Raw genomic sequence first — 22,792 nt, forward strand, 5'->3', positions numbered from 1 at the left:
CAGAACTGCGTTAACCCGACTTATCGGCTCAACAGCACTTGGGCCCACCCTTGCCACCGTAACGGGCTTCCTGGCGTTCCCGAAAGAACGCCTCGTAGTCCATCATCGGCTTGTCCGGGTGTTTGGTTTGCATATGCTCGACGTAGTTGTCGTAGTCGGGCATGCCGACCATCAGGCGCGCGGCCTGACCGAGGTATTTACCGAGGCGACTCAGGTCATTGAACATGATTGCAATCCTCGATCAAGCATCCGGCACAGGCTGGAATGGCGATTCTTTATCCGTACGTTCCTTGTTGCCCCAGGCGGCGACGCCGACCTTGAGTGCATAGAACAGAATGCTGAATACCACGAACAGGAACAGCGCCGTCAGCGTTGCGTTGGTATAGGCGTTCCAGATCACATGTTGCATCTGGTCGATGCTCTTGGCCGGAGCCAGGATCTGGCCGCTGGCCAGGGCATCGCTGTACTTCTTCGCCAGCGACAGGAAGCCGATCGCCGGGTTGGCATCGAACAGCTTGATGAAGCCGGCGGTGGTGGTGCAGATCAGCAGCCAGACCGCTGGCAGCATGGTCACCCAGATGTAGCGTTGGCGTTTCATTTTGATCAGCACAACGGTGGCGAGCATCAGCGCGATACCCGCCAGCATCTGGTTGGAGATGCCGAACAACGGCCACAACGTGTTGATACCGCCCAGTGGGTCGATCACGCCTTGGTACAGCAGATAACCCCACATCGCCACACAACCTGCGGTAGCGATCAGGTTCGCGGTCCAGGACTCGGTGCGCTTCAACGCCGGGACAAAAGAGCCAAGCAAATCCTGCAGCATGAAACGACCGGCACGGGTACCGGCGTCAACCGCGGTCAGGATAAACAGCGCTTCGAACAGGATCGCAAAGTGGTACCAGAACGCCATGGTGTTTTCACCCGGCAGGACACTGTGCAGGATCTGCGCGATACCCACCGCGAGCGTAGGCGCGCCACCGGCACGGGCGAGGATGGTGGTTTCACCGATGTCCTTGGCCACTGCCTGCAACGCTTCCGGAGTAATCGCAAAGCCCCAGCTGCTGACGGTTTGCGCCACGGTCACCACGTCACCGCCGACAATCGCGGCCGGGCTGTTCATGGCGAAGTACACGCCTGGCTCGATCACCGAAGCCGCAACCATCGCCATGATGGCCACGAACGACTCCATCAGCATGCCGCCATAACCGATATAACGCGCATGCCCTTCACTGGCCAGCAACTTGGGCGTGGTGCCCGAGGAGATCAGTGCGTGGAAACCCGATACAGCGCCACACGCAATAGTGATGAACAGGAACGGGAACAGGCCGCCCTTCCACACCGGGCCGGTGCCATCGATAAACTGGGTCAGTGCCGGCATTTTCAGGTCGGGCATGGTGACCAGGATGCCAATCGCCAGGGCGATGATGGTACCGATCTTCAAGAACGTTGAGAGATAGTCACGCGGCGCGAGGATCAGCCACACCGGCAGCACAGCGGCGACAAAGCCATAACCGATCAGCATCCAGGTAATCTGGATCCCGGTGAAGGTGAAGGCCTTGGCCCAGACCGGATCAGCGGCAATCTGCCCGCCCAGCCAGATCGAACCCAGCAGCAACAGCACGCCGACAATCGAGATCTCGCCGATACGGCCCGGGCGGATGTAGCGCATGTAGATGCCCATGAACATCGCGATCGGGATGGTCGCCATCACGGTGAAGATGCCCCACGGGCTTTCGGCCAGGGCCTTGACCACGATCAGCGCCAGCACCGCGAGGATGATGATCATGATCAGGAAGCAGCCGAATAGCGCGATGGTCCCGGGAATGCGGCCCATTTCTTCGCGGACCATGTCCCCCAGGGAACGGCCATTGCGACGGGTGGACAGGAACAGGACCATAAAGTCTTGCACCGCACCGGCCAGCACCACGCCGGCAATCAGCCATAGCGTGCCCGGCAGATACCCCATCTGCGCCGCCAATACCGGCCCGACCAAAGGCCCTGCACCGGCAATCGCCGCGAAGTGGTGACCGAAAAGAATGTGTTTGTTGGTCGGCACATAGTCCAGACCGTCGTTGTTGACGACTGCGGGGGTGGCCCGCATAGGATCGAGCTGCATCACATTGTTAGCGATGAACAGGCTGTAGTAACGGTACGCAACCAGATAAATGGCCACTGCCGCGACCACAATCCACAAGGCGTTGATCGCCTCCCCGCGACGCAATGCCACTACGCCAAGGGCGCACGCTCCTACGATTGCCAGCAGCAGCCAGGGTAAATGGCGTAGCAGGCTATTATTATTTTTCATTTTTATATTCCAGCCAGGGTGGACAGAAAGAAAGCCATCCCGAGTTTAGCGCTACTGGCTTTAAAGACCACCCCCCTACGTTGGTCTAGAGCCTTGCAGGGGGCAAAAAAAGCAGAAAAAAACGCCCAATGATGGCGCAGGGCTACAATTCCTTTATCCACAGAGGGTTTCACCATGAGCGAGCAGCCTTCAGACCGTCGTCGTTTCCGGCGCATCGCCTTCGATGCCAGGACCGAACTTGGGCAGAGCGGCCATGTGTGGACGGTGCAATTAGTGGATTTGTCGCTCAAGGGTTTGTTGGTGCGCAAGCCCCAGCCATGGCTGGGTGATGCTGCGGAGCCGTTCGATGTGGATATTCATCTCGACGAGAGCACCGACGTGAAGTTGCAGGTACGGCTGACCCACGATGATCATGGGCAGTTGGGGTTTGTTTGCGAACATATCGACCTGGACTCGATCAGCCATTTGCGGCGGCTGATCGAGCTGAACCTCGGCGATCAGGCAGAACTTGAGCGAGAGTTGGGTGCCTTGCTGGAGACTTAAAATCAATGTGGGAGTCGGGCTTGCCTGCGATAGCCATATGCGCAGGGCTTGATTTCTGTAGCCGCTGCCGAGGCACGAGGCTGCGATGCGGGCCGCAGGACCGCCCTTGGGGCAGCTACGCAGCCCATCGCAGCCTCATTCTTCGGCAGCGGCTACAACCAGCCCGACTCCCACACTAGATGTGCATTGCTTGCAAGATCACCGATTACTCGAACAAGGCATCCAACGCCTGTTCCAGGCGCGTCACTCCGATCACCTGCAGCCCCGGTGGCGATTCCTTGGGTGCATTGCCCTTTGGCACAATGGCCCGCTTGAAACCGTGCTTGGCCGCTTCCTTCAAACGCTCCTGGCCACTGGGCACGGGGCGTACTTCGCCAGACAGCCCCACTTCACCAAACACCAGCAAGTCATGGGGCAGCGGCCGGTTGCGCAGGCTGGACATGACCGCCGCCATCAACGCCAGGTCGGAGGCGGTTTCCAGTACCTTGACCCCACCCACCACGTTGAGGAATACGTCCTGGTCATGAGTGGGAATTCCGCCGTGACGGTGCAAGACCGCCAGCAGCATGGCCAGTCGGTTCTGATCCAGACCCAAGGTCACCCGGCGGGGATTGGCCATATGGCTGTCATCCACCAGGGCCTGGACTTCCACCAGCATCGGCCGGGTGCCTTCCCAGGTTGCCATCACCACACTGCCCGGTACTTCTTCCTGGGCGCGGGTAAGAAAGATCGCCGAAGGGTTGGAGACTTCTTTCAACCCCCTGTCAGTCATGGCGAACACGCCCAGTTCATTGACGGCACCAAAACGGTTTTTCACCGCCCGCAGCAAGCGCAACCGCCCGTCGGACTCACCTTCGAAATACAGCACGGTGTCGACCATGTGCTCCAGCACTCGTGGCCCGGCCAGCGCACCTTCTTTGGTCACATGGCCCACCAGGAAAATCGCCGTACCGCTCTGTTTCGCATAACGCACCAGCAATGCCGCACTTTCCCGCACCTGGGACACGCCACCCGGTGCCGATTGCAGCTGCTCGGTGAAAATCGTCTGGATCGAGTCAATTACCATGACCTTGGGTTTTTCCAGGCGGGCCGTGGCGATGATGCTTTCGATGCAGGTTTCGGTCATGACCCGCAGTTGGTCCTGGGGCAAGCCCAGGCGCCGGGCACGCATGGCCACTTGTTGCTGGGATTCTTCGCCCGTGACGTATAGCGCAGGCATGCGGCTGGCAATGCTGCACAGGGTTTGCAGCAGGATGGTCGATTTACCGATACCCGGGTCGCCGCCGATCAGCACCACCGACCCGTCCACCAGCCCGCCGCCTAGCACCCGATCCAACTCGCTGGAGGCCGTGGAGAAACGCGGGATCTCCTCGACGCTGACTTCGGCCAGGGTCTTGATCTGGGTTTGTTGCCCGGTCCAGCCCGAACGACCACTGGGCGCGGCCGCGCCACCGCTTTCCACCATGGTCTCGGTCAGCGTGTTCCACGCACCGCACTCACTGCACTGGCCGGCCCACTTGGGAAAGGTCGCGCCGCAGTCCGTGCAGCCGTACATGCGCTTGGCCTTTGCCATCCGAGAACCTCCAACCGAAAAACCGCGATGATAGCTCAGCGCGGCGCGGCGGTACGGATTTCACCACTGGCCAAGCGTGAGGCACTGTTACCCACCGGGTCTTCGGCGTTGAGGTCCGCGCCTTTGGCCTTCAGCTCATCCAGTAGCTCGACCCGTTTGAACAGCCCGGCGTACATGGCCGCCGTCTGCCCGGCACCGTTACGCTGATCTGGATTGCAATCGGTGGACAACAAACGCTGGGCGATTTTCAACTCGCCTTTGAAAATCGCACCCATCAGCGCAGTGTTACCTCTTTTGTCCTGCACGCAGGCATCGGCGCCGGCTGCCAGCAGGCGCTCCACGAATGGCGCCTGACCGTGATAGGCCGCCAGGATCAGCGCCGTGTAGCCCTTTTCATCCTGGGCATTGAGGGCATAGCCGGCGTCGATAAAAGTGTTGAGCATTTCCACGTCGCCCCGGCGGGCAGCGTCGAAGTAGTAGTCCCGCAGTTGCGCTTTGACCGCGTCCGGATCGGGTGTCTCGGCGTGGGCGGCAAAGGCCAGCCACGTCATGAATAAACCGATGTAAATACGCATGGAATCACTCCTTCCCAGTATCGACGCCCGGCCCAATCGCCAGGCGTCGACCGGGTCAAACCATCAGTCAGTCAACTTTTCCGCCAGCGCTTTCACACGCGTCAGGTCGCCCTTGGCTACCTTGGTCACGCCGGTGCCGTACTCGGGATCAGCCTTGTAGAGGAACGACAGGATGATGTGCTTGCTCTCATCATCGGTGGTGGCCAGGGAGCCGCCGAAGTTGTCGATCAGGTCCTGACGCTCTTTCTTGCTGTAGGAGCGGTACAGATCACCGGCCTGCTTGAAGTTCTGCTCACGCTGGATCTTCGCCTGCTGGGTGCTGCCTGACAGGGCCATCTGGCTGTAACGGGCGCTTTGCGGTTCCTCTCGTGGCAGCAGGCGGCTTGGCTGGTAGTTGACGCCGCTGGTGGTCTTGCCGAAGTTCATCGCACCGTCCTGGTTACCGTTGTTGACGGTTACCCGTGGCGCGTTGATCGGCAACTGCAACGCATTGGCACCCAGACGGTACATCTGCGTATCGGCGTAGGAGAATACCCGGCCTTGCAACAGGCGATCTTCCGACGGTTCGATACCCGGCACCAGATTGGCCGGGGCCATGGCCACCTGCTCGGTTTCCTGGAAGACGTTGGCCGGGTTGCGGTTCAGCACCATTTGTCCGACTTTGCGCTCAGGCACATCTGGCCAGATCTTGGTGGCGTCCAGTGGGTCGAAATCAAACTTGGCCAGGTCTTCCGGCTTGAGAACTTGCACGTACAAGTCCCACTTGGGGAAGTCGCCTTTGTTGATATGGGTGACCAAGTCATTAGTCATATGGCTGTAATCACGTCCCTGGACTTCAGTGACTTGTTTAGGGTCCAGATTCTTGATGCCTTGCAGGCTCTTCCAGTGAAACTTGACGTAATGCACTTCACCCTTGGCATTAATCAACTTGTAAGCGTGAACACCGTTGCCGTCCATTTCCCGATAACTGGCCGGAGTGCCGGAGTCCGAATACAACTCGGTCAGTGTGCGAGTGGATTCTGGAACATGGGAGAAGAAGTCGAAACGACGGGAGTCATCGTCCAGATTAGTGCGCGGATCAGGCTTGAAGGCATGCACCATGTCCGGAAACTTGATGGCATCACGAATAAAGAAAGTCGGGAAGTTATTGCCTACCAGGTCCCAATTACCTTCGGCGGTATAGAACTTAGTGGCAAAACCACGAGGGTCGCGCAGCGTTTCAGGGGAGTGATTACCGTGAACGACGGCCGAAAAACGTACAAAAACGGGCGTTGCCTCACCGGCCGCGAAAACCTTGGCTTTGGTCAGGTCACTCAAGTTATCGGTAACGGTGAAGGTGCCATGGGCGCCGGTACCCCGAGCATGGACCACACGCTCTGGAATACGCTCACGGTCAAAGCGCTGCAGTTTCTGGATCAGTTGCACGTCTTGAAGTAATACCGGGCCTGTCGCGCCAGCGGTTTGGGAGTTCTGATTGTCGCCGACTGCCGCGCCATTATCGCGGGTGAGGTTAGCCGCTTGTACCGACAGCGAAAGCAGGCTGGCGGTGACGATGAACAGTACATGTCGTGCAGCAGTAGGCCCGCGGTTAATAGGGTCTTTCATCGGGGTGTCCTCTAGTTTTTTTAATGCACATTGAGTTGTGCTTGCTAGAGGCTAGTGACCCGGGAGTCAGAATATAAATAGAAAACCCGTACCGACCCGATTAAGAAAATAGCATGGCAAATCCCTGAAATAGCGGGTATTTCGCGCGCGATTGATGGCACTTTGAAAACTATTTGCGATTTGATGTGTCGATAAATTCGAACAATGTTAGCGGTTGTGTCGCGCAAGCCGTGCAAGACTGACTTACACTGTTCCCACCTCATCTCAACTGTAACAAGGAATAACCTATGGGCGTGATCAGTGAGTTCAAGGCCTTCGCGGTCAAAGGTAATGTGGTCGACATGGCCGTCGGTATTATCATCGGCGCCGCCTTCGGCAAAGTTGTATCTTCCTTTGTCGGCGACGTGGTGATGCCCCCGATCGGTCTGCTGATCGGCGGGGTGAATTTTGGCGATCTGGCGGTGACGCTCAAGGCAGCCCAAGGCGATGTGCCTGCGGTGGTCCTGGCGTACGGCAAGTTCATCCAGAGCATCATCGACTTTTTGATCATCGCATTTGCGATCTTCATGGGGATCAAGGCCATCAACCGCCTCAAGCGTGAAGAAGCCGTGGCGCCTAGCGAGCCGCCGGCTCCGACCAAGGAAGAAGTGCTGCTGGGGGAGATCCGCGATCTGCTCAAGGCACAGAACAGCAAGCCCTGATAAACGGGCAAGCAGAAAGAAGGCGCCTCTCGGGGCGCCTTTTTCTTACCAGTAGTTTTCCACGGCCACCTGCCCTGGGCGTCGGGTCAAACTCAACTGCATGTCCCGTTGTTTGAGCATCTGGCGCGTGTCATCAATCATTTGCGGATTACCGCAGATCATCACCCGAGAATGTTCGGGCGTCAGTGCAACACCGGCGGCCTGCTCCAACTCACCCTTTTCGATCAAGGCAGTGATCCGCTCGTTCAGCGCTCCTGGGTACTGTTCACGGGTAACAATCGGAATGTAAGTGAGTTTATGGGCGTGCTCGGCCAAGTATTCACGCTCACTCAGCTCATGGATGAGCGATTGATACGCCAACTCTCTCGCTTCCCGCGCGCTGTAGACCAGGATGATTCGCTCGAATTTTTCCCAGACCTCAAAGTCCTGCAGGATCGACAGAAAAGGTGCAATTCCGGTACCCGTCCCCAGCATCCACAGATCTCGCCCGTCGACAAACCGATCCAGAGTCAGGAATCCGGTAGCCTGGCGTTCCACCAGCAAGGTATCGCCTTCGCGCAGGCGGCTCAGTTCACTGGTGAACTCCCCACCGGGTACGACGATAGAGAAGAAATCCAGGTGTTCATCAAAAGGCGAGGACACCACGGAGTAGGCCCGCCACACAATATTGCCATCAGCCTTGGTCACGCCCAGTCGCACAAACTGGCCGGCCCGAAAGCGAAAGCCCGGGTCCCGGGTAGTGCGCAGGGTAAACAGGCTGGGGGTGAGCGATTGCACATCGAGCAAGGTCTGGCGTGTGTATTTTTCAGCACTGGCCGTCATGGGGGACTCCGTTTTACAGATGCCCCTAGTGTCCCTCAAAGCGACGCCTGGAAACACCGGCGGTTTGTAGTGACATCGACCTGAGCAAAACCTGACCCAGCTGTCACTTTTAACTGATTCAGCAAATTTGCTGGAGTGGCCATTTAATTGCACCACTAACTATTTAGCTATGAAGCAGGCTTCAAGCAAGTTATTAGACGAGGAAATCAGCCGTCCATTAGGACTTATTGATTAATACCAAATAATTGAAAAACAAACGAAAAATCACTCACCTTCAAATTTTATCTATACAGTCTACCCAAAGATGTACAACAAAACACACCGCCTATCACTAAAGGTGGAGATTTTTTTACTTTCGCAAAGTAGTCCATGCCCTACACTATTTTCCGTACTGAATCGGGATCCGGACGTACCCGCGATACAGCAAGACTCACGGAGATTTACCGATGGTCAACTGGCGAAACACCCATCTACCCAAGCTGGAAGGTGAAAGCGAAATAACCAGCACCTTTGAAGCAGCCCTTAATCTTACTTATGAGCTCGGTTTCCAATACTGTGCGTTTGCGATGAGCTCTCACCACCCTCAAAATCAAATAAAACCTGTCTACATTAACAACTACCCAAATGAATGGAACACACTTTACAAACAAGAACATTACTTCGAGATGGACCCTGTAGTTGCTCATTGCAAGCGTTGCGTATTACCGATTATCTGGGAAGAAAAAACGTTTTCTGCCGTCCCGGACTTATGGTGCCATGCCCAATCCCACGGACTGAATTTCGGCTGGACCCAGGCAGTCCATGATTTCCAGGGTGTGTTCAGCATGTTGACCCTGGGGCGTAAGTCCGGCGCCGTCAGCCCGCAAGAACTCTACGAAAAAGCAGGTCAAGTCCTTTGGTTATGCCACGCCCTGCATGCGGTGGTGGCACAAAAGTTCGCCGAAAAGCCTCCTGTTCGCCCAGCCAGCACACTGACACCACGCGAAACTGAAGTCCTGCAATGGTCGGCACTGGGCAAAACCGCAGCCGATATCGCCCAGATTCTTTGCCTGTCCGAACGCACCGTCGGCTTCCATATCAGCAGCGCGATGAAAAAATTGGGCGTCAATAACAAGATCGCGGCAGTGATGACGGCGGTAAGAGCTGGACTGTTTTAAGTCAGGTAAAAACACCGAATGTAATCCACCGGAAAAAAAAGTAACATTTACGACCCGTTCTGAATGATGACGCGGGCCTTCACCGTCCGCACCGCCGTTCATTCAGATGGTTCCTCATGTCACCTGTGGAACCCCCCTCGATTACCCAGAGCCTCCCCTGCCATGCCCCTGCTCGACAGCCCCTTCGCCCAACTCGATCTGATCCGCCAGCCTGAGCAACAAAATGAGCCGTTGCAAGCCTTTGACGCGGCCGATGAGTACTTGCTCAACCACTTGGCGGAGCAACAGCCCTCCCTCGCAGCCCGCGTGTTGGTGCTCAATGACAGTTTTGGTGCCCTCGCGGCCAGCCTCGAAGGGCGGGTACAGGTGACCTCCAGCGGCGATTCGTTCCTCGGTGCTCAGGCCCTGGAGAAGAATCTGGTGCGCAACGGCAAGGCGTTCGACGCCGTGTCGATGGTACCGGCCAGCCAGACGCCCACCGGGCCCTTCGACCGCGTACTGATCCGCGTACCGAAAACCCTGGCGTTGCTGGAAGAACAACTGATTCGTCTGCAAGGCCAACTGGCACCTGGCGCCGAAGTGATTGCCGCAGCCATGGTCAAGCACCTGCCCCGAGCCGCCGGTGAGTTACTGGAACGTTACATCGGCCCGATGCATGCCTCTCTGGCAGTGAAAAAAGCTCGCCTGCTGATCGCCACCCAGGCGGACCGGCCACAGGCGGTGTCGCCCTACCCCACCCGCTATCACCTGGAAACACCCGCCATTGAGTTACTCAACCACGCCAACGTGTTTTGCCGCGAAGGACTGGACATCGGCACCCGGGCCTTCTTGCCGCACCTGCCACAAAACCTGGGCAGCGCCCGGGTAGCGGACCTGGGCTGCGGCAATGGTGTACTGGCAATTGCCAGTGCGCTGCAAAACACCGAGGCGCACTACACCTTGGTGGATGAGTCATTCATGGCTGTGCAATCGGCCGCCGAAAACTGGCAGGTGGCGCTGGGTCAACGAGAAGTGGTGATTCGTCCCGGCGATGGCCTGGCAGACCAGGAGCCGCAATCGCTGGACGTCATCCTGTGCAACCCACCGTTCCACCAACAACAGGTGGTGGGCGACTTCCTCGCCTGGCGTATGTTCCAGCAGGCCCGCGAAGCCTTGGTGGTGGGCGGCGCGTTGTATATCGTCGGCAACCGCCACCTGGGTTATCACAGCAAGTTGGCGCGGCTGTTCCGGGGCGTGGAACAAGTGGCCGCCACCCCGAAGTTCGTGATTCTCAAAGCGCGAAAATAAAGCAAAAAAAACCCTCCGTGAGGAGGGTCATAAAGCCGTGCCGCAGGCGACGGGATGGGATATCAGTGGGTGGTCAGGCCTGCGGCATTCATGAACATGCGCATCAGGCTGGCCACCACGAACAGGGCCAGGACACTGCCGGTCCAGATCATCGCCAACCAGCCCAAGCGCTGCCAGAGCGGCTTTTTCTCAGCCTGTTCGATGTCGTGCAACGAAGGTTTGCCGGACATGGATCAATCCTCCTAGTGATAACCGTCTTCGTGGGTGACCTTGCCGCGGAACACGTAATAGCTCCAGAAGGTGTAACCCAGGATGAACGGGATGATGAACAGCGTGCCCACCAGCATAAAGCCCTGGCTTTGCGGTGGTGCGGCAGCGTCCCAGATCGAGATCGACGGTGGCACGATGTTCGGCCACAGGCTGATGCCCAAGCCGCTGTAGCCGAGGAAGATCAGCACCAGCGTCAGCAGGAACGGCGTGTAGTGGGCGTTGCGGGCCACGGCGCGAATCAGTCCGTACAGGGTCACCAACACCAGGATCGGCACCGGCAGGAACCAGAACAGGTTCGGCAAGGTGAACCAGCGCGAGGCGATTTCCGGGTGGGCCAGTGGCGTCCAGATACTGACGATGCCAATCACCGCCAACAAGACGAACGACAACGGACGCGCCAGGTCATGCATCTGCAGTTGCAACTTGCCTTCGGTCTTCATGATCAGCCAGGTGCAACCCAGCAACGCATACGCCACGATCAGCGCCACGCCGCAAAACAGGGTAAACGGTGTGAGCCAGTCCAGAGAGCCACCGGCAAACTGGCGGTTAACCACCGGTATGCCGTCGATAAACGCCCCCAGTGCCACGCCCTGGAAGAACGTCGCCGCCAGCGAGCCGCCGATAAAGGCCTTGTCCCACAGGTGACGTTTGTCGTCCTTGGCCTTGAAACGGAACTCGAAGGCCACGCCCCGGAAGATCAGCCCGATCAACATCAGGATCAGCGGCAGGTACAGCGCCGACAGCACGACCGAGTAAGCCAGCGGGAAGGCGCCGAACAGTGCCGCGCCCCCCAGTACCAGCCAGGTTTCGTTGCCGTCCCAGACGGGAGCAACAGTGTTCATCATCACGTCACGGTCGGTCTTGCCCGGGATAAACGGAAAGAGAATGCCGATTCCCAGGTCAAAACCGTCCATGACCACGTACATCATGATGCCGAAGATGATGATCACGGCCCAGATCAGTGGAAGATCAATACCCATCTCAATTCCCCTTGTTCAGGCTGTCGCCGTGATCGGCGTCATGGCTGTCACCGGCCGCAGACAACGGACGAGCCGGTGTGCGTTTCCGGCCAGGGCCACCGTGGCTGACTTCCGCACCTTCATTGATGACAGGACCTTTGCGCACCAGGCGCATCATGTAACCCAGGCCGGCGCCGAACAGCGCGAAGTACACCACCACAAACAGCACCAACGTAATGCTCATCTGCGCGAAGCTGTGGTTGGAAGACGCATCCGCCGTGCGCATCAAGCCGTAGACCACCCACGGCTGACGACCGATTTCGGTGGTGAACCAACCGGCGAGGATCGCGATCAGGCCGGACGGGCCCATCCACAGCGCCAGATACAGGAACGGCCGCGAGGTGTACAACTTGTCGCCCTTACGCAGCCAGAGGCTGAACAGGCCGGTGAAGATCATCAGGAAGCCCAGGCCGACCATGACCCGGAACGACCAGAACACGATGGTCGAGTTGGGGCGATCCTCAGGCGGGAACTCCTTGAGGGCCGGTACCTGCTTGTCCAGGGAATGAGTCAGGATCAAGCTGCCCAGGTAAGGAATTTCCACGGCGAACCTGGTCTTTTCGGCTTTCATATCCGGCCAGCCGAACAGGATCAACGGCGTCGGCTCGTTACCGATATTTTCCCAGTGACCTTCAATCGCGGCGATTTTCGCCGGCTGGTGCTTCAAGGTATTGAGCCCGTGGAAGTCACCGATGACGGCCTGGATCGGCGCCACGATCAACGCCATCCACATCGCCATCGAGAGCATGGTGCGAATCGCCGGATTGTCCTTGCCCCGTAGCAGGTGCCAGGCCGCCGATGAGCCGACGAAGAACGCCGTGGCCACAAAGGCTGCGGTCGCCATGTGCATCAGGCGGTAAGGGAACGACGGGTTGAAGATCACCGCCAGCCAATCCACCGGGATCACTCGGCCATCAATGATTTCAAAGCCCTGAGGCGTTTGCATCCAGCTGTTGGAAGCAAGAATCCAGAAGGTGGAGATCAACGTACCGACGGCCACCATCACCGTGGCAAAGAAGTGCAGCTTGCGTCCGACCTTGTTCCAGCCAAACAGCATCACCCCCAGGAAACCGGCTTCGAGGAAGAAGGCCGTAAGTACTTCATAGGTCAGCAACGGGCCCGTGACGGCGCCGGCAAAGTCCGAGAAGCGACTCCAGTTGGTGCCGAACTGATAGGCCATGACCAACCCGGACACCACACCCATGCCGAAGTTGACGGCAAAGATCTTCGACCAGAAATGGTAAAGGTCACGGTAGGTATCGTTGTGGGTCTTCAGCCACAGGCCTTCCAGCACCGCGAGGTAACTGGCCAGGCCGATGGTGATGGCCGGGAACAGGATGTGGAACGAGATGGTGAATGCGAACTGAATTCGGGCGAGATCTAGCGCCTCCAAACCGAACATAAGTCTTCCTCTGTCAGGTAATACCGAATGCCGGCTGCCAGCTCAGCATCCACTGGCCCCACGGATATGGAGTGTGGCGAATTCAAATTCGTTTCTTTTTTTAACCAGCCACGCAGGGAGTCTGGCCTTGCGGCCGCCAGACCAATTCCCGCAAAGGTTTTGATCTGGATCAAGCATTGCTGAAAGAGTAGTCCCATTTTCGGCATTGGCCTGTGTGGTCTTTTGCCGCGTGACAGGTTGCCTCAGCCCGGGGCCTTGGGATTACCGCAACTATTGGTTACAACTTGGTGATAACCTCGCTTTTCCCCGAGCCAGACCTGTCTCCCCTCATGCCCAGTGAACCCGCGCTGCTATTACGCCATCACCGCCCTTTCATCGCGTTCTGGCTGGCGCGAATCTTCACCGCCAGTGGCTTCCAGATGCTTACCGTGGCCATCGGCTGGAACCTCTACCAACTCACCGGTAACGTGCTCGACCTAGGATTGGTCGGCCTGGTCGAATTCGCACCTCGAGTCTTGTTCATGCTTCACACCGGTCACGTGGCCGATCGCTATGAACGGCGCAAAGTCGCGGCCATTTGCCAGACGGTGCAGGCGCTGATCGCGCTCGCCCTGGCCATCGGCGGCCTGACCGGCAACGTCACCCGCGAGCTGATCTTCATTCTCGCCTTCCTGCTGGGTGCGGCGCGCTCCTTTGAAATGCCCACGACCCAGGCGCTGCTACCCAGCATCGTACCCAGCGGGCTATTTCCCCGCGCCGTGGCCTCGTCACAAGCGGCCCAGCAATTGGCGACCATCGTCGCCCCGGCCTTGGGCGGCCTGCTCTACGCCTTCGGTAGCGTCTGGGTATATGGCCCGACAGTGCTGTTGTACCTGATCGCCTGCGTGCTGACCCTGAACCTCCCCGCTCGACAAACTCCGCTGAACAAAGCCCCGGCAACCATGGACTCACTGCTGGCCGGGATTCGTTTTATCCGCAGTCGACAGGACATCCTCGGGGCGATTTCCCTGGATCTGTTCGCCGTGCTGTTGGGCGGCGCTACGGCATTACTGCCCGTGTTTGCCAAGGACATTCTGCTGACCGGTCCCTGGGGCTTGGGGCTGCTGCGTTCGGCGCCGGCAGTGGGCGCGTTGTTAATGTCGTTGTGGCTGGCGCGGTTTGCCGTGGAGCGTAAGGTCGGGCGGATCATGTTCACCGCCGTCGGTGTGTTCGGCGTGGCGACCATTGCCTTCGGGCTGTCCACCTCGTTCTGGTTTTCCCTGGCGGTGCTGGTGGTATTGGGCGCGGCGGACATGATCAGCATGGTGATCCGGGCATCCTTCGTGCAGTTGGAAACACCCGATGAGATGCGTGGCCGGGTCAGCGCGGTCAACGGGCTGTTTATCGGTGCGTCGAATCAGTTGGGCGAGTTTGAATCGGGGATCACCGCCCATTGGTTCGGCACAGTACCGGCGGTGGTAATGGGCGGGATCGGCACGCTGGTGGTGACCGGGGTCTGGATCAAACTGTTCCCCAGCCTGGCCAATCGCGACCGTATGCATGAGCCGGTGGAAGAGACAAGCGCTTAAGCACTGTGTCTGTTGAATCAACTTATATCGGCTGGAGACGGAACGAATTCGTACACCGGGGTCACGTAAGCGTTAGGGCATTGCTGGAAAATTCCCGCGATATCCGAATACCTTTCAACATACTCTCGGCCGGTGATAGATATGAACACTGCTAGCGTATCCATTCGGACAACTCCCCCCCATCCATTGCCGGCTACCTCCTGGGATACCCCCAACGAAAACTACACGCTGCTGACCACCAAGGATCAGTTCACGGCAAGCATCACAAAAGATATGAACAGCGGGCTCATGAGGCCCGAAGTTAACCAGATGGTCGATGCCGTGATGTGGCCGGGTAAAAACAAAAGCCCTCAAGTGCAAGTCAAAACCTTTGCCGTGGACGGTATTCAAGCCAAGGACATCATTTTCATTCAACGTGTACCGCCTGTGCCTGACGGGCCCAATATCGTGCTTTTTATTCCAGAAAAAGAAGGGAGCTCATTTCAATCGTTCAAGACTGTCGAAGAAATGAATACGTGGTTAAAAACCCAGGCCAACGACCCCAATCGACTGGAGAGATTCAGCCAGCACTTTGCAGAGGGTGGCTCTCCCGCAAAAAAGGCGCGCGTCATCGATACGATGACTCGGTTCAGAAACAATGATATCAACGCCATCGTCGGCCCCTATGCCAACGAAGGAGGCGATATTTTCGGGCGTTTGGATAAAACCCCCTCCGCGCCGCCCACGTCGGTCAATGGCTTGACCAATATTAAAGAGGAACGTTCTTCACCTGAAGGGCGGGTACTTTATTCAGGGCAGCGACCTGATGGGGGAAAAGTCTTATTTGAATATGACGCCTACGGAAACCTTCTAGGCCAAGACAAACAGCGCAACTTCTATTTCGTTAAAGATGGCTTGAACAGTCACAAACCACTCGTGCCAATGACAGCCAGCGAGTTCAGGCACAAGGTTCAGCATGAAGCGGCCAACAATGTCGGGGCGAACAATATCAGGGGGCTCTACGATGAGCTTCTGACTCACCTTGAGCACCCCTCTGCCGGTATCGGGGATGCCTTGCAAGTTTTCGGCGTGAATAAAAGCACCGCGGACACTGTAGAGCGATATCTGGACAACCCATTCAGCGCGCTGTTGGTTGATTTGAACACCAACAATCAGATCGGCAAGGTATTCGGTCTCGACAAATCGACCATGGATTCAGAGCTCAAAGGCGTCGGCGATTTCGCCCAGGGATTTGTCCCGGTTTATGGCCAAGCCAGAGCGCTCTCATCGCTACTGGCGAAGGCTATTCGAAATGAGCCGCTGAGCGATCAGGAGACAAGGGATCTGGCAGATGGGCTTGCGCTTAAACCGAACAGTCCCGCCAGGAAAAACGGGCCAGGACCGCAAGCGCCACGCGAGCCTTACAACCTGGCAAATGATCGTAAGCCCGCAGCTCCTGAGGTCAAGCAGGTAGAGACGATACCACGTGAGGAGCCTGCGCCGAGCAGCGCCAAGCCAGACTCCGCAGCGCCCGCCGAACCGGAGGTAAATCGCCTGCGCCCCTCCCAGTGGCCCGATATCAGCCGTCACGCCATAGCGGAGGGTGAGCAGCTGATCGAAGGTGCCAAGACTAACGCCAAAGGCATGTATCAAGTCAAAGGACCACAGGGCGAAGACCGATGGTTTATACGGTTGACCGACGACAAGGGGACCAACCGGGTATATGAGATCGACGGCCGATTCAAACTCAGTGACGGTTATGTCCAGATTATCGACCCACACACCCACAAGCCTGTGATGACAGTACATTCCACCCGGGATGGCGGCTGGGAACCGGTCACCGGGCCTGGGGGCATGCCATGGCCATGGCAATCAGGAAGCTCAGCAGGTCAACCGTTTGACCCCGGCGCATATGACTATCCGGCTGAAGGAGAATCTTCAGCGTCGAGGACGAACGAAAAAATAGATAAAAAGTTGAAGAAGGACGCTAACAACTATCATAAAAAAGCAAAATCGAAGGCGATGCCCGTTCATCCGCAGATACCACGCAATGCGTCGCCAACAGAGGTCATCAACGTCGTATTCCAAAAATCACTCGGTATGATTATCGGCGAGGACCATTCGCAATCCGCCGGGTTACGACTGCTTATTGATAACGCAGGCGAGTTCAAGAAAAACAATGTAACCACGTTGTATTCGGAGGGATTCGACCACTCGCTGCAACCTGATCTGGATAATTTTTTCGACACGGGTGAGTTCTCTCCCGCGTTAAGGAACAATTTAAGACTCATTGACCGCGCCCATAGCGCACACGGCCCCTATACCAATAGAGAACTTCTTTTAAGCATGCGACAGCATGGCATTCGGGTTAAAGCGATTGATGTGCCCTCTGTGGAACCAAAATCCACGCGGCTTAAAAACATGAACTACTACGCAGCCAAGCTGATCGAGAGCGATCAGGCGGCTAACCCCCAAGCAAAATGGATTGCAAGAGTCGGCAGCGACCATGTGTTCACCTATGACGGTGAACCTCCTATTCGAGGTATTTCTAATCTGACAGGCGCAACAGGGGTTTCCGTCGACGATGCGGTTCCAAATAGAGGAACCTCTGTCATTCAATCTCCAGACAAAACAGAACTCTATATTGACCTGTAAATGCTCCCCCCGAAGGGGGGGGTGTACCCTGATCTGATACTTGCCGACGGCGTAGCGGTTGAGGATGTCCGTTTGCAGCTCAGTGATCAGCGGATATCGAGCAGCGTCTTCAAGGTATTCTGCGGGCCGTTAATCGACGAGTTGCTGTATTCGAACCAGCCCTGGGCTTCGACATTCAGGTCAAACACATAGATGTAGCCCATCAAGGTGCCCGCACCATTGCAGGCCTGGCTGATGTTACCGACCTGGCACACGCTCGTACGCTGCCCGTCCAGTTTTGCGCCATTGAAGCGGCCCATGGGGTTGTTACCCAGGCCGACTTCCATCACATACACCTTGGTCAGCCCGCGATGTTCGCATTGCCGGGTGCTGTCAGCTCGCTCGGGGATGGATTCCGTGCAACTCGCCGACTCGACCTTGAACACCCGCACCTCGCTCAAGGCCGGTGCAGGCGCGCTCCAGGCCGGTGCAGCCGCCAACCACAAGCCCGTACAACCGAGCAGACCCAGGCTCAAGGCGATGGCTTTTTTCATGCTGTTGATAACTCCCCACGAATCGTCGGCAAAGTATGACTCAAGCCTTCGCCAACCAGAACTATACTCGACAGCCACTAAGCCTCGGCTGCTGGTATGATGCGCCGCTTTTTCCGAACCTCTGCGAAAATGCACGGCGCTTGGCGCAGTTTGTGCTTTGACTTAGAGGTCAACAATTCACGGCGCCGAATGCGCCACAGGGAGCAGAAATGCTGGAAAAGCTGTTTCAACTCAAAGCACACAACACCAACGTGCGCACCGAGATTCTCGCTGGTATCACGACCTTCCTGGCCATGGCCTACATCCTGTTCGTCAACCCGAGCATTCTCGGCGAGACCGGCATGGACAAGGGCGCGGTGTTTGTCGCCACCTGTCTGGCAGCGGCCATCGGCTCCACCGTGATGGGTTTGATCGCCAACTACCCGATTGCCCTGGCACCGGGCATGGGCCTGAATGCCTTCTTTACCTACACCGTGGTCCTGCACATGGGCCATACCTGGCAAGTGGCGCTGGGCGCGGTATTCATCTCGGCAGTGCTGTTCTTCCTGTTGTCGATCTTCCGCATCCGTGAATGGATCATCAATAGCATCCCGCTGCCCCTGCGTTCGGCCATTGCCGCCGGTATCGGCCTGTTCCTGGCGCTGATCGCCCTGCACAACGCCGGTATCGTGGTCAGTAACCCGGCCACCATGGTTGGCCTGGGTGACCTGAAACAACCGGCACCGATCCTCGCCACCCTTGGTTTCGCGCTGATCGTAGCGCTGGAAGCCCTGAAAGTGCGTGGCGCGGTGTTGATCGGCATCCTCGTGGTCACCATCGCGTCCATCGCCTTGGGTTTCACCCCGTTCGGCGGCGTGATGTCGATGCCACCTTCCCTGGCCCCAACCTTCCTGCAACTGGATATCAAGGGCGCCCTGGATATCGGCTTGGTGAGCGTAATCTTCGCCTTCCTGTTCGTTGACCTGTTCGACAACTCCGGCACCCTGATCGGCGTCGCCAAGCGCGCCGGCCTGATGGGCAAGGATGGCCATATGCCAAAAATGGGCCGTGCGCTGATTGCTGACAGCACCGCCGCCATGGCCGGTTCCTTGCTGGGTACCTCGACCACCACCAGCTACATCGAATCCGCAGCCGGCGTCAGTGCCGGTGGTCGTACCGGCTTGACCGCCGTCGTGGTTGCGATCCTGTTCCTGCTGGCGCTGTTCTTCTCGCCACTGGCTGCCAGCGTACCGGCCTTCGCCACCGCACCGGCGTTGCTGTTCGTTGCCGTGCTGATGACATCGGGCCTTGCTGAAATCGACTGGGACGACATCACCGTCGCCGCACCTGTGGTCATCACCGCCCTGGCCATGCCATTCACCTATTCCATCGCCAACGGCATTGCCTTCGGTTTCATCGCCTGGACCGCCATCAAGCTGCTCTCGGGCCGCTACCGTGAGCTGAACCCCGCGCTGGTGATTCTGTCGATTCTGTTTGTGATCAAGCTGGGCTGGTTCAACGCATGACTTTTGACGCCGCACACTACACCGTCCAACTGGAAGAAAAAGTCACGCGCTTGCGTGACCTGCTGGCGCCGTTTGACGCGCCCCAGCCTCAGGTCTTCGATTCGCCACTGCAGAACTTCCGCCTGCGCGCCGAGTTCCGCCTGTGGCGCGAAGAGGGTCAGCGCCACTACGCGATGTTCTCCCAGGACGACAAGCGCACGCCGATCCTCATCGAGGAGTTCCCCATCGCCAGCCTGCGCATCAACCAGTTGATGCCGCAGCTCAAGGCCGCCTGGCAAGCCAGCGCTGCCCTGAGCCACAAGCTGTTCCAGGTGGAATTCCTGACCACCTTGGCCGGCGATGCGATGATCACGCTGTGCTATCACCGTCCGCTGGACGAGCATTGGCACACGGCGGCAAACAAGCTGGCAGCCGACCTGAACGTCAGCATCATCGGCCGCTCCAAAGGCAAACGTGACGTGATCGGCCGCGATTACGTGGTTGAAAAACTCGACGTTGGCGGTCGTACCTTCAGTTACCGCCAACCGGAAGGCGCCTTCACCCAGCCCAACGGCACGGTAAACCAGAAAATGCTCAACTGGGCCTATGAGGCCTTGGGCGATCGTCCCGACGACTTGCTGGAATTGTATTGCGGCAACGGCAACTTCACCCTGCCACTGGCGACCCGTGTGCGTAAGGTGCTGGCCACCGAGATCAGCAAGACCTCGGTCAATGCCGCCTTGAGCAACCTCGATGAAAACGCTGTGGATAACGTCACTCTGGTGCGTTTATCCGCCGAAGAACTGACCGAAGCCCTGAACGAAGTGCGACCATTCCGCCGCCTGCATGGCATCGACCTCAAGCGCTACGAGTTCGGCAGCGTATTCGTTGACCCGCCGCGTGCCGGGATGGACTCGGACACCTGCGAGTTGACCCGGCGTTTCGACAACATCCTGTACATCTCCTGCAACCCGCAGACGTTGGCGGCGAACATTGCTCAGTTGCATGACACCCATCGCATCACGCGTTGTGCCTTGTTTGACCAATTCCCATGGACCCATCACATGGAATCGGGTGTGTTGTTGACCCGGCGGTAAACCGCTCGAGTGCCGCACAAAAGAGCCGTCCTCGAGACTAATGCCGTTCAGTCAAGGAATGGAGATCCAGCAACCGAAGCAGATTCAGTGTGGGAGCTGGCTTGCCTGCGATGCAGACACCTCGATACTTCAGGTATACCGAGTTGATCCAATCGCAGCATAGGTATCTACACAATCGCGCAGAGGTCCGATTTTTGTAGCCGCTGTCGAGGTACGAGGCTGCGATGGGTTGCGAAGCGCCCCCCGAGGGCGGTCCTGCGGCCCGCATCGCAGCCTCGTACCTCGGCAGCGGCTACAGGGTTTTCAGGGGGTTCAAGAAATGTGTAGATACCTATGCCAATCTCAGGCAAGCCAGCTCCCACATGTGTTCTTCTCTGCCTTGAGCATTGCGTTCACTTGACTGACCAGCGTTAGTCCTCGAGACGGCTTTTCACAGAGGCTGCTCAGCCTTGCGTGGCCTGCCACCCTTCCGTCCATTGGCCCGTGCGGCCTCGGCCTTGACCGTACTGCTGCGCTTGCCATTGCGCGAGGCCACCAGGCTGACGGCCATGTCCATCAACGGCTGGCTCATGGCAATCAACCCGGTGATCGAAACATGCAGGTCCCGGGCCTCACAACACAAGGCTGCCCCCGCGAAACCGACTTCAAGTTGCTGGAAATCCTGCGGGGAGAAGTCCTTGAACTCCGAGTAGTTAGCAGCAGGCAGCATCACGCGGCTGCCATCCGCAAACCCGATAGACAGACACTGGTCTTCATACCGGACGGTGGTGGCGTTCGCCCCTGGACGGTCAAGCTTTCGACCTCGGGCCAGCGCCTTGTCCACAACGGCTTCAGTGATCGGCTCGTCAGGCCTGGCCTTGGCTTTTACGGTTTTCATAAAAGAATCTCCACGCGGTCCGGCGCATCCACCAGATCCAATATTGTTCGTCGCCCCGCAACGTCGTGATAAGCACCTGCAATCACGTAGACACCACGCCGAAGCGCCAGCCCCGGTACCACTTCATCGGCCAGCCAATCCCACGACTGGTTTTCCAGGCACACCGTCTGCAGCTTTTCCCACCAAGTTTTTCGCGCCCGGTCCAGGCAAGCCGGCTGCATCAAGGTCTGGCGAATTCCTTCCAGGATTGCCACAGGTGGCCGACGCCGTTCAGGATCCACATCCCACAACTCGACTTGCCCGTCCAGGAAGCCAAACCGAAACCGCGCATTCCATTCCTTGCCTGCTACATGCACATGGGGCGGGCAATGTTCGTCCCTGAGAAACACCGCAATCACATGTCCTTTGTAAGTGCCTATTTTCATCGTAACCCATCCGTTAGGTTGTTTTCCGTCGATTAACACTTTTCCAGGCGCAAACCGACAACCGGCTCCATCTACCGGAGCTGTCTCACAGATTAGTAACGGTCGAAAGACCTACAAAGGGAGGGTTGTAACCATTCATGCCGAGCGTCGATCAGGCGTTAGAAAACGCTGAACGGCGGCGAAGTTTCATACAGCGAATGACGGAACAATCCGCCATTCGTGTCTTTTATGTCGCAGCCAAGTCAGGCCGCAAATGCCCAGTCCTGCGCCACATCCTGTACACCCACCAACGCCACAGCACCCGCGTCTGGAGTCGCGTGACCCAGACCGGCGGCAGCCAGTTGGTCGAAGGTCGATGCAGTGGACAGGCCGAAGTCGTCCAGCACGTTGTTGAGCACGCTTTCCAGCGCCGTGGTGTTGCCCTGCATCAGGTTGAAGATCACGTCCTGCACGCTATTACCAACACGGCCGGCACCTTCGGCAGCGGACAGGTCCAGGCCGTTGAAGGCCACCTTGTAATCGCTGAGGTTGAAGTCACTGCCATTGCCGCCGCTTAGGCCAGTGCCCAGCTCGACGTTATCCAGGTTGCCCCACAGGTAGTGGTTCAGGTTGTTGCCGGCAGGCAGTGATGGGTTGAAGACATAGTGCAGGCCTTGGCTGGTGTTGCTGTCGGCAATGAATGCGTATTCGGAATTGTTGGCGCCGTGAGTCGAGTACTGGTCGCCGCTGAACGTGCCGTTGCTGAAGCCACCCGTATTGCCTTGGCCGTGGCCGGCCGTCTGGAAGCCCGTTGCCCAGCTGGTCAGGTAATCCGACACCGAAATAGAACCGAGCGCCGACTGGTAATTAACAGAAATAGTCATCACTGAACCTCGTTATAAACAACGCTATTGATCAGCACGCACGTGAGGC

At 57.7% G+C, this 22,792-nt stretch carries 21 protein-coding genes; 8 read left to right on the forward strand and 13 right to left on the reverse strand.

The genetic code is table 11. From position 1 onward, the window contains the following. Positions 1–28 precede the first annotated feature (28 nt). Positions 29–226, reverse strand: coding sequence for a YbdD/YjiX family protein (locus tag GNF76_RS19605; protein WP_003182142.1), 198 nt, complete (start codon positions 224–226; stop codon positions 29–31). 15 nt (positions 227–241) lie between these two features. Next, positions 242–2,308, reverse strand: coding sequence for a carbon starvation CstA family protein (locus GNF76_RS19610; protein WP_155584770.1), 2,067 nt, complete (start codon positions 2,306–2,308; stop codon positions 242–244). Between the two features lie 174 nt (positions 2,309–2,482). Here GNF76_RS19610 and GNF76_RS19615 point away from each other — a divergent pair, with 174 nt between their 5' ends. Continuing rightward, the gene (locus GNF76_RS19615; RefSeq protein ID WP_155584771.1) at positions 2,483–2,851 is read left to right on the forward strand and encodes a PilZ domain-containing protein; all 369 of its coding nucleotides are present in this window, start codon (positions 2,483–2,485) and stop codon (positions 2,849–2,851) included. 205 nt (positions 2,852–3,056) lie between these two features. Here the strand turns inward: GNF76_RS19615 and radA are convergent, their stop codons facing one another. The 3 genes from radA to katB all read right to left on the reverse strand — a co-directional run bounded on the left by radA (position 3,057) and on the right by katB (position 6,604). Beyond that, the gene (gene radA, locus GNF76_RS19620; RefSeq protein ID WP_155584772.1) at positions 3,057–4,424 is read right to left on the reverse strand and encodes a DNA repair protein RadA; all 1,368 of its coding nucleotides are present in this window, start codon (positions 4,422–4,424) and stop codon (positions 3,057–3,059) included. 35 nt (positions 4,425–4,459) lie between these two features. Next, on the reverse strand, positions 4,460–4,999 hold the full coding sequence (locus tag GNF76_RS19625) for an ankyrin repeat domain-containing protein (RefSeq protein WP_155584773.1): 540 nt from the start codon (positions 4,997–4,999) through the stop codon (positions 4,460–4,462). A 63-nt stretch (positions 5,000–5,062) separates the two neighbouring features. Next, positions 5,063–6,604 carry a catalase KatB gene (gene katB, locus GNF76_RS19630; RefSeq protein ID WP_155584774.1) on the reverse strand — a complete coding sequence of 514 codons (1,542 nt, stop codon included), beginning with the start codon at positions 6,602–6,604 and terminating at the stop codon, positions 5,063–5,065. Positions 6,605–6,891: 287 nt separating this feature from the next. Here katB and mscL point away from each other — a divergent pair, with 287 nt between their 5' ends. Beyond that, entirely contained in the window at positions 6,892–7,305 is a 414-nt protein-coding gene (gene mscL, locus GNF76_RS19635; protein ID WP_155584775.1) for a large-conductance mechanosensitive channel protein MscL, read from the forward strand. Positions 7,306–7,350: 45 nt separating this feature from the next. Here the strand turns inward: mscL and GNF76_RS19640 are convergent, their stop codons facing one another. Further along, a complete protein-coding gene (locus tag GNF76_RS19640; protein WP_155584776.1) occupies positions 7,351–8,127 on the reverse strand; it encodes a ferredoxin--NADP reductase in 777 nt (258 codons plus the stop codon). A gap of 446 nt (positions 8,128–8,573) precedes the next feature. Here GNF76_RS19640 and GNF76_RS19645 point away from each other — a divergent pair, with 446 nt between their 5' ends. Beyond that, positions 8,574–9,284 (forward strand): helix-turn-helix transcriptional regulator, encoded by a 711-nt coding sequence (locus tag GNF76_RS19645; RefSeq protein ID WP_155584777.1) that lies wholly within the window; start codon positions 8,574–8,576, stop codon positions 9,282–9,284. 162 nt (positions 9,285–9,446) lie between these two features. Continuing rightward, positions 9,447–10,571, forward strand: coding sequence for a methyltransferase (locus GNF76_RS19650; protein ID WP_155584778.1), 1,125 nt, complete (start codon positions 9,447–9,449; stop codon positions 10,569–10,571). A gap of 62 nt (positions 10,572–10,633) precedes the next feature. Here the strand turns inward: GNF76_RS19650 and GNF76_RS19655 are convergent, their stop codons facing one another. Genes GNF76_RS19655 through GNF76_RS19665 form a run of 3 tightly spaced genes read right to left on the reverse strand, consistent with a single transcriptional unit; the run spans position 10,634 to position 13,262 of the window. Further along, on the reverse strand, positions 10,634–10,801 hold the full coding sequence (locus tag GNF76_RS19655; RefSeq protein WP_003215809.1) for a DUF2474 domain-containing protein: 168 nt from the start codon (positions 10,799–10,801) through the stop codon (positions 10,634–10,636). A gap of 12 nt (positions 10,802–10,813) precedes the next feature. After that, complete coding sequence (gene cydB, locus GNF76_RS19660; RefSeq protein WP_155584779.1) at positions 10,814–11,821, reverse strand: cytochrome d ubiquinol oxidase subunit II; 1,008 nt, start codon at positions 11,819–11,821, stop codon at positions 10,814–10,816. Between the two features lies 1 nt (position 11,822). Continuing rightward, positions 11,823–13,262, reverse strand: a complete 1,440-nt coding sequence (locus GNF76_RS19665) for a cytochrome ubiquinol oxidase subunit I (protein ID WP_155584780.1) — start codon at positions 13,260–13,262, stop codon at positions 11,823–11,825. Between the two features lie 329 nt (positions 13,263–13,591). Here GNF76_RS19665 and GNF76_RS19670 point away from each other — a divergent pair, with 329 nt between their 5' ends. Both GNF76_RS19670 and GNF76_RS19675 read left to right on the forward strand, forming a co-directional pair. Continuing rightward, positions 13,592–14,830 carry an MFS transporter gene (locus GNF76_RS19670; RefSeq protein WP_155584781.1) on the forward strand — a complete coding sequence of 413 codons (1,239 nt, stop codon included), beginning with the start codon at positions 13,592–13,594 and terminating at the stop codon, positions 14,828–14,830. A 141-nt stretch (positions 14,831–14,971) separates the two neighbouring features. Further along, positions 14,972–17,464, forward strand: a complete 2,493-nt coding sequence (locus tag GNF76_RS19675; RefSeq protein WP_246211945.1) for a membrane-targeted effector domain-containing toxin — start codon at positions 14,972–14,974, stop codon at positions 17,462–17,464. An 86-nt stretch (positions 17,465–17,550) separates the two neighbouring features. Here GNF76_RS19675 and GNF76_RS19680 read toward each other — a convergent pair whose 3' ends face one another. Beyond that, the gene (locus tag GNF76_RS19680; protein ID WP_155584782.1) at positions 17,551–17,997 is read right to left on the reverse strand and encodes a DUF4879 domain-containing protein; all 447 of its coding nucleotides are present in this window, start codon (positions 17,995–17,997) and stop codon (positions 17,551–17,553) included. Positions 17,998–18,206: 209 nt separating this feature from the next. Between GNF76_RS19680 and GNF76_RS19685 the strand changes: the two genes are divergently transcribed. Further along, positions 18,207–19,502, forward strand: a complete 1,296-nt coding sequence (locus GNF76_RS19685; RefSeq protein ID WP_155584783.1) for an NCS2 family permease — start codon at positions 18,207–18,209, stop codon at positions 19,500–19,502. Further along, positions 19,499–20,578 carry a tRNA (uridine(54)-C5)-methyltransferase TrmA gene (trmA, locus tag GNF76_RS19690; RefSeq protein WP_155584784.1) on the forward strand — a complete coding sequence of 360 codons (1,080 nt, stop codon included), beginning with the start codon at positions 19,499–19,501 and terminating at the stop codon, positions 20,576–20,578. Before GNF76_RS19685 ends, trmA begins: the two co-directional genes overlap by 4 nt. Before the next feature lie 430 nt (positions 20,579–21,008). On the opposite strand, the gene GNF76_RS19695 is transcribed toward trmA, so the two are convergent. From GNF76_RS19695 to GNF76_RS19705, 3 genes are all read right to left on the reverse strand, one after another. After that, positions 21,009–21,455: a DUF2442 domain-containing protein gene (locus tag GNF76_RS19695; RefSeq protein WP_155584785.1), complete on the reverse strand. Its 447-nt coding sequence runs from the start codon at positions 21,453–21,455 to the stop codon at positions 21,009–21,011. Further along, positions 21,452–21,880, reverse strand: coding sequence for a DUF4160 domain-containing protein (locus tag GNF76_RS19700; RefSeq protein ID WP_155584786.1), 429 nt, complete (start codon positions 21,878–21,880; stop codon positions 21,452–21,454). Before GNF76_RS19700 ends, GNF76_RS19695 begins: the two co-directional genes overlap by 4 nt. 242 nt (positions 21,881–22,122) lie before the next feature. Then, positions 22,123–22,743 (reverse strand): heme acquisition protein HasA, encoded by a 621-nt coding sequence (locus GNF76_RS19705; protein ID WP_155584787.1) that lies wholly within the window; start codon positions 22,741–22,743, stop codon positions 22,123–22,125. Positions 22,744–22,792 lie beyond the last annotated feature (49 nt).

Source organism: Pseudomonas spelaei (genome assembly GCF_009724245.1).
In the GTDB taxonomy this organism is placed as follows: Bacteria; Pseudomonadota; Gammaproteobacteria; order Pseudomonadales; family Pseudomonadaceae; genus Aquipseudomonas; species Aquipseudomonas spelaei.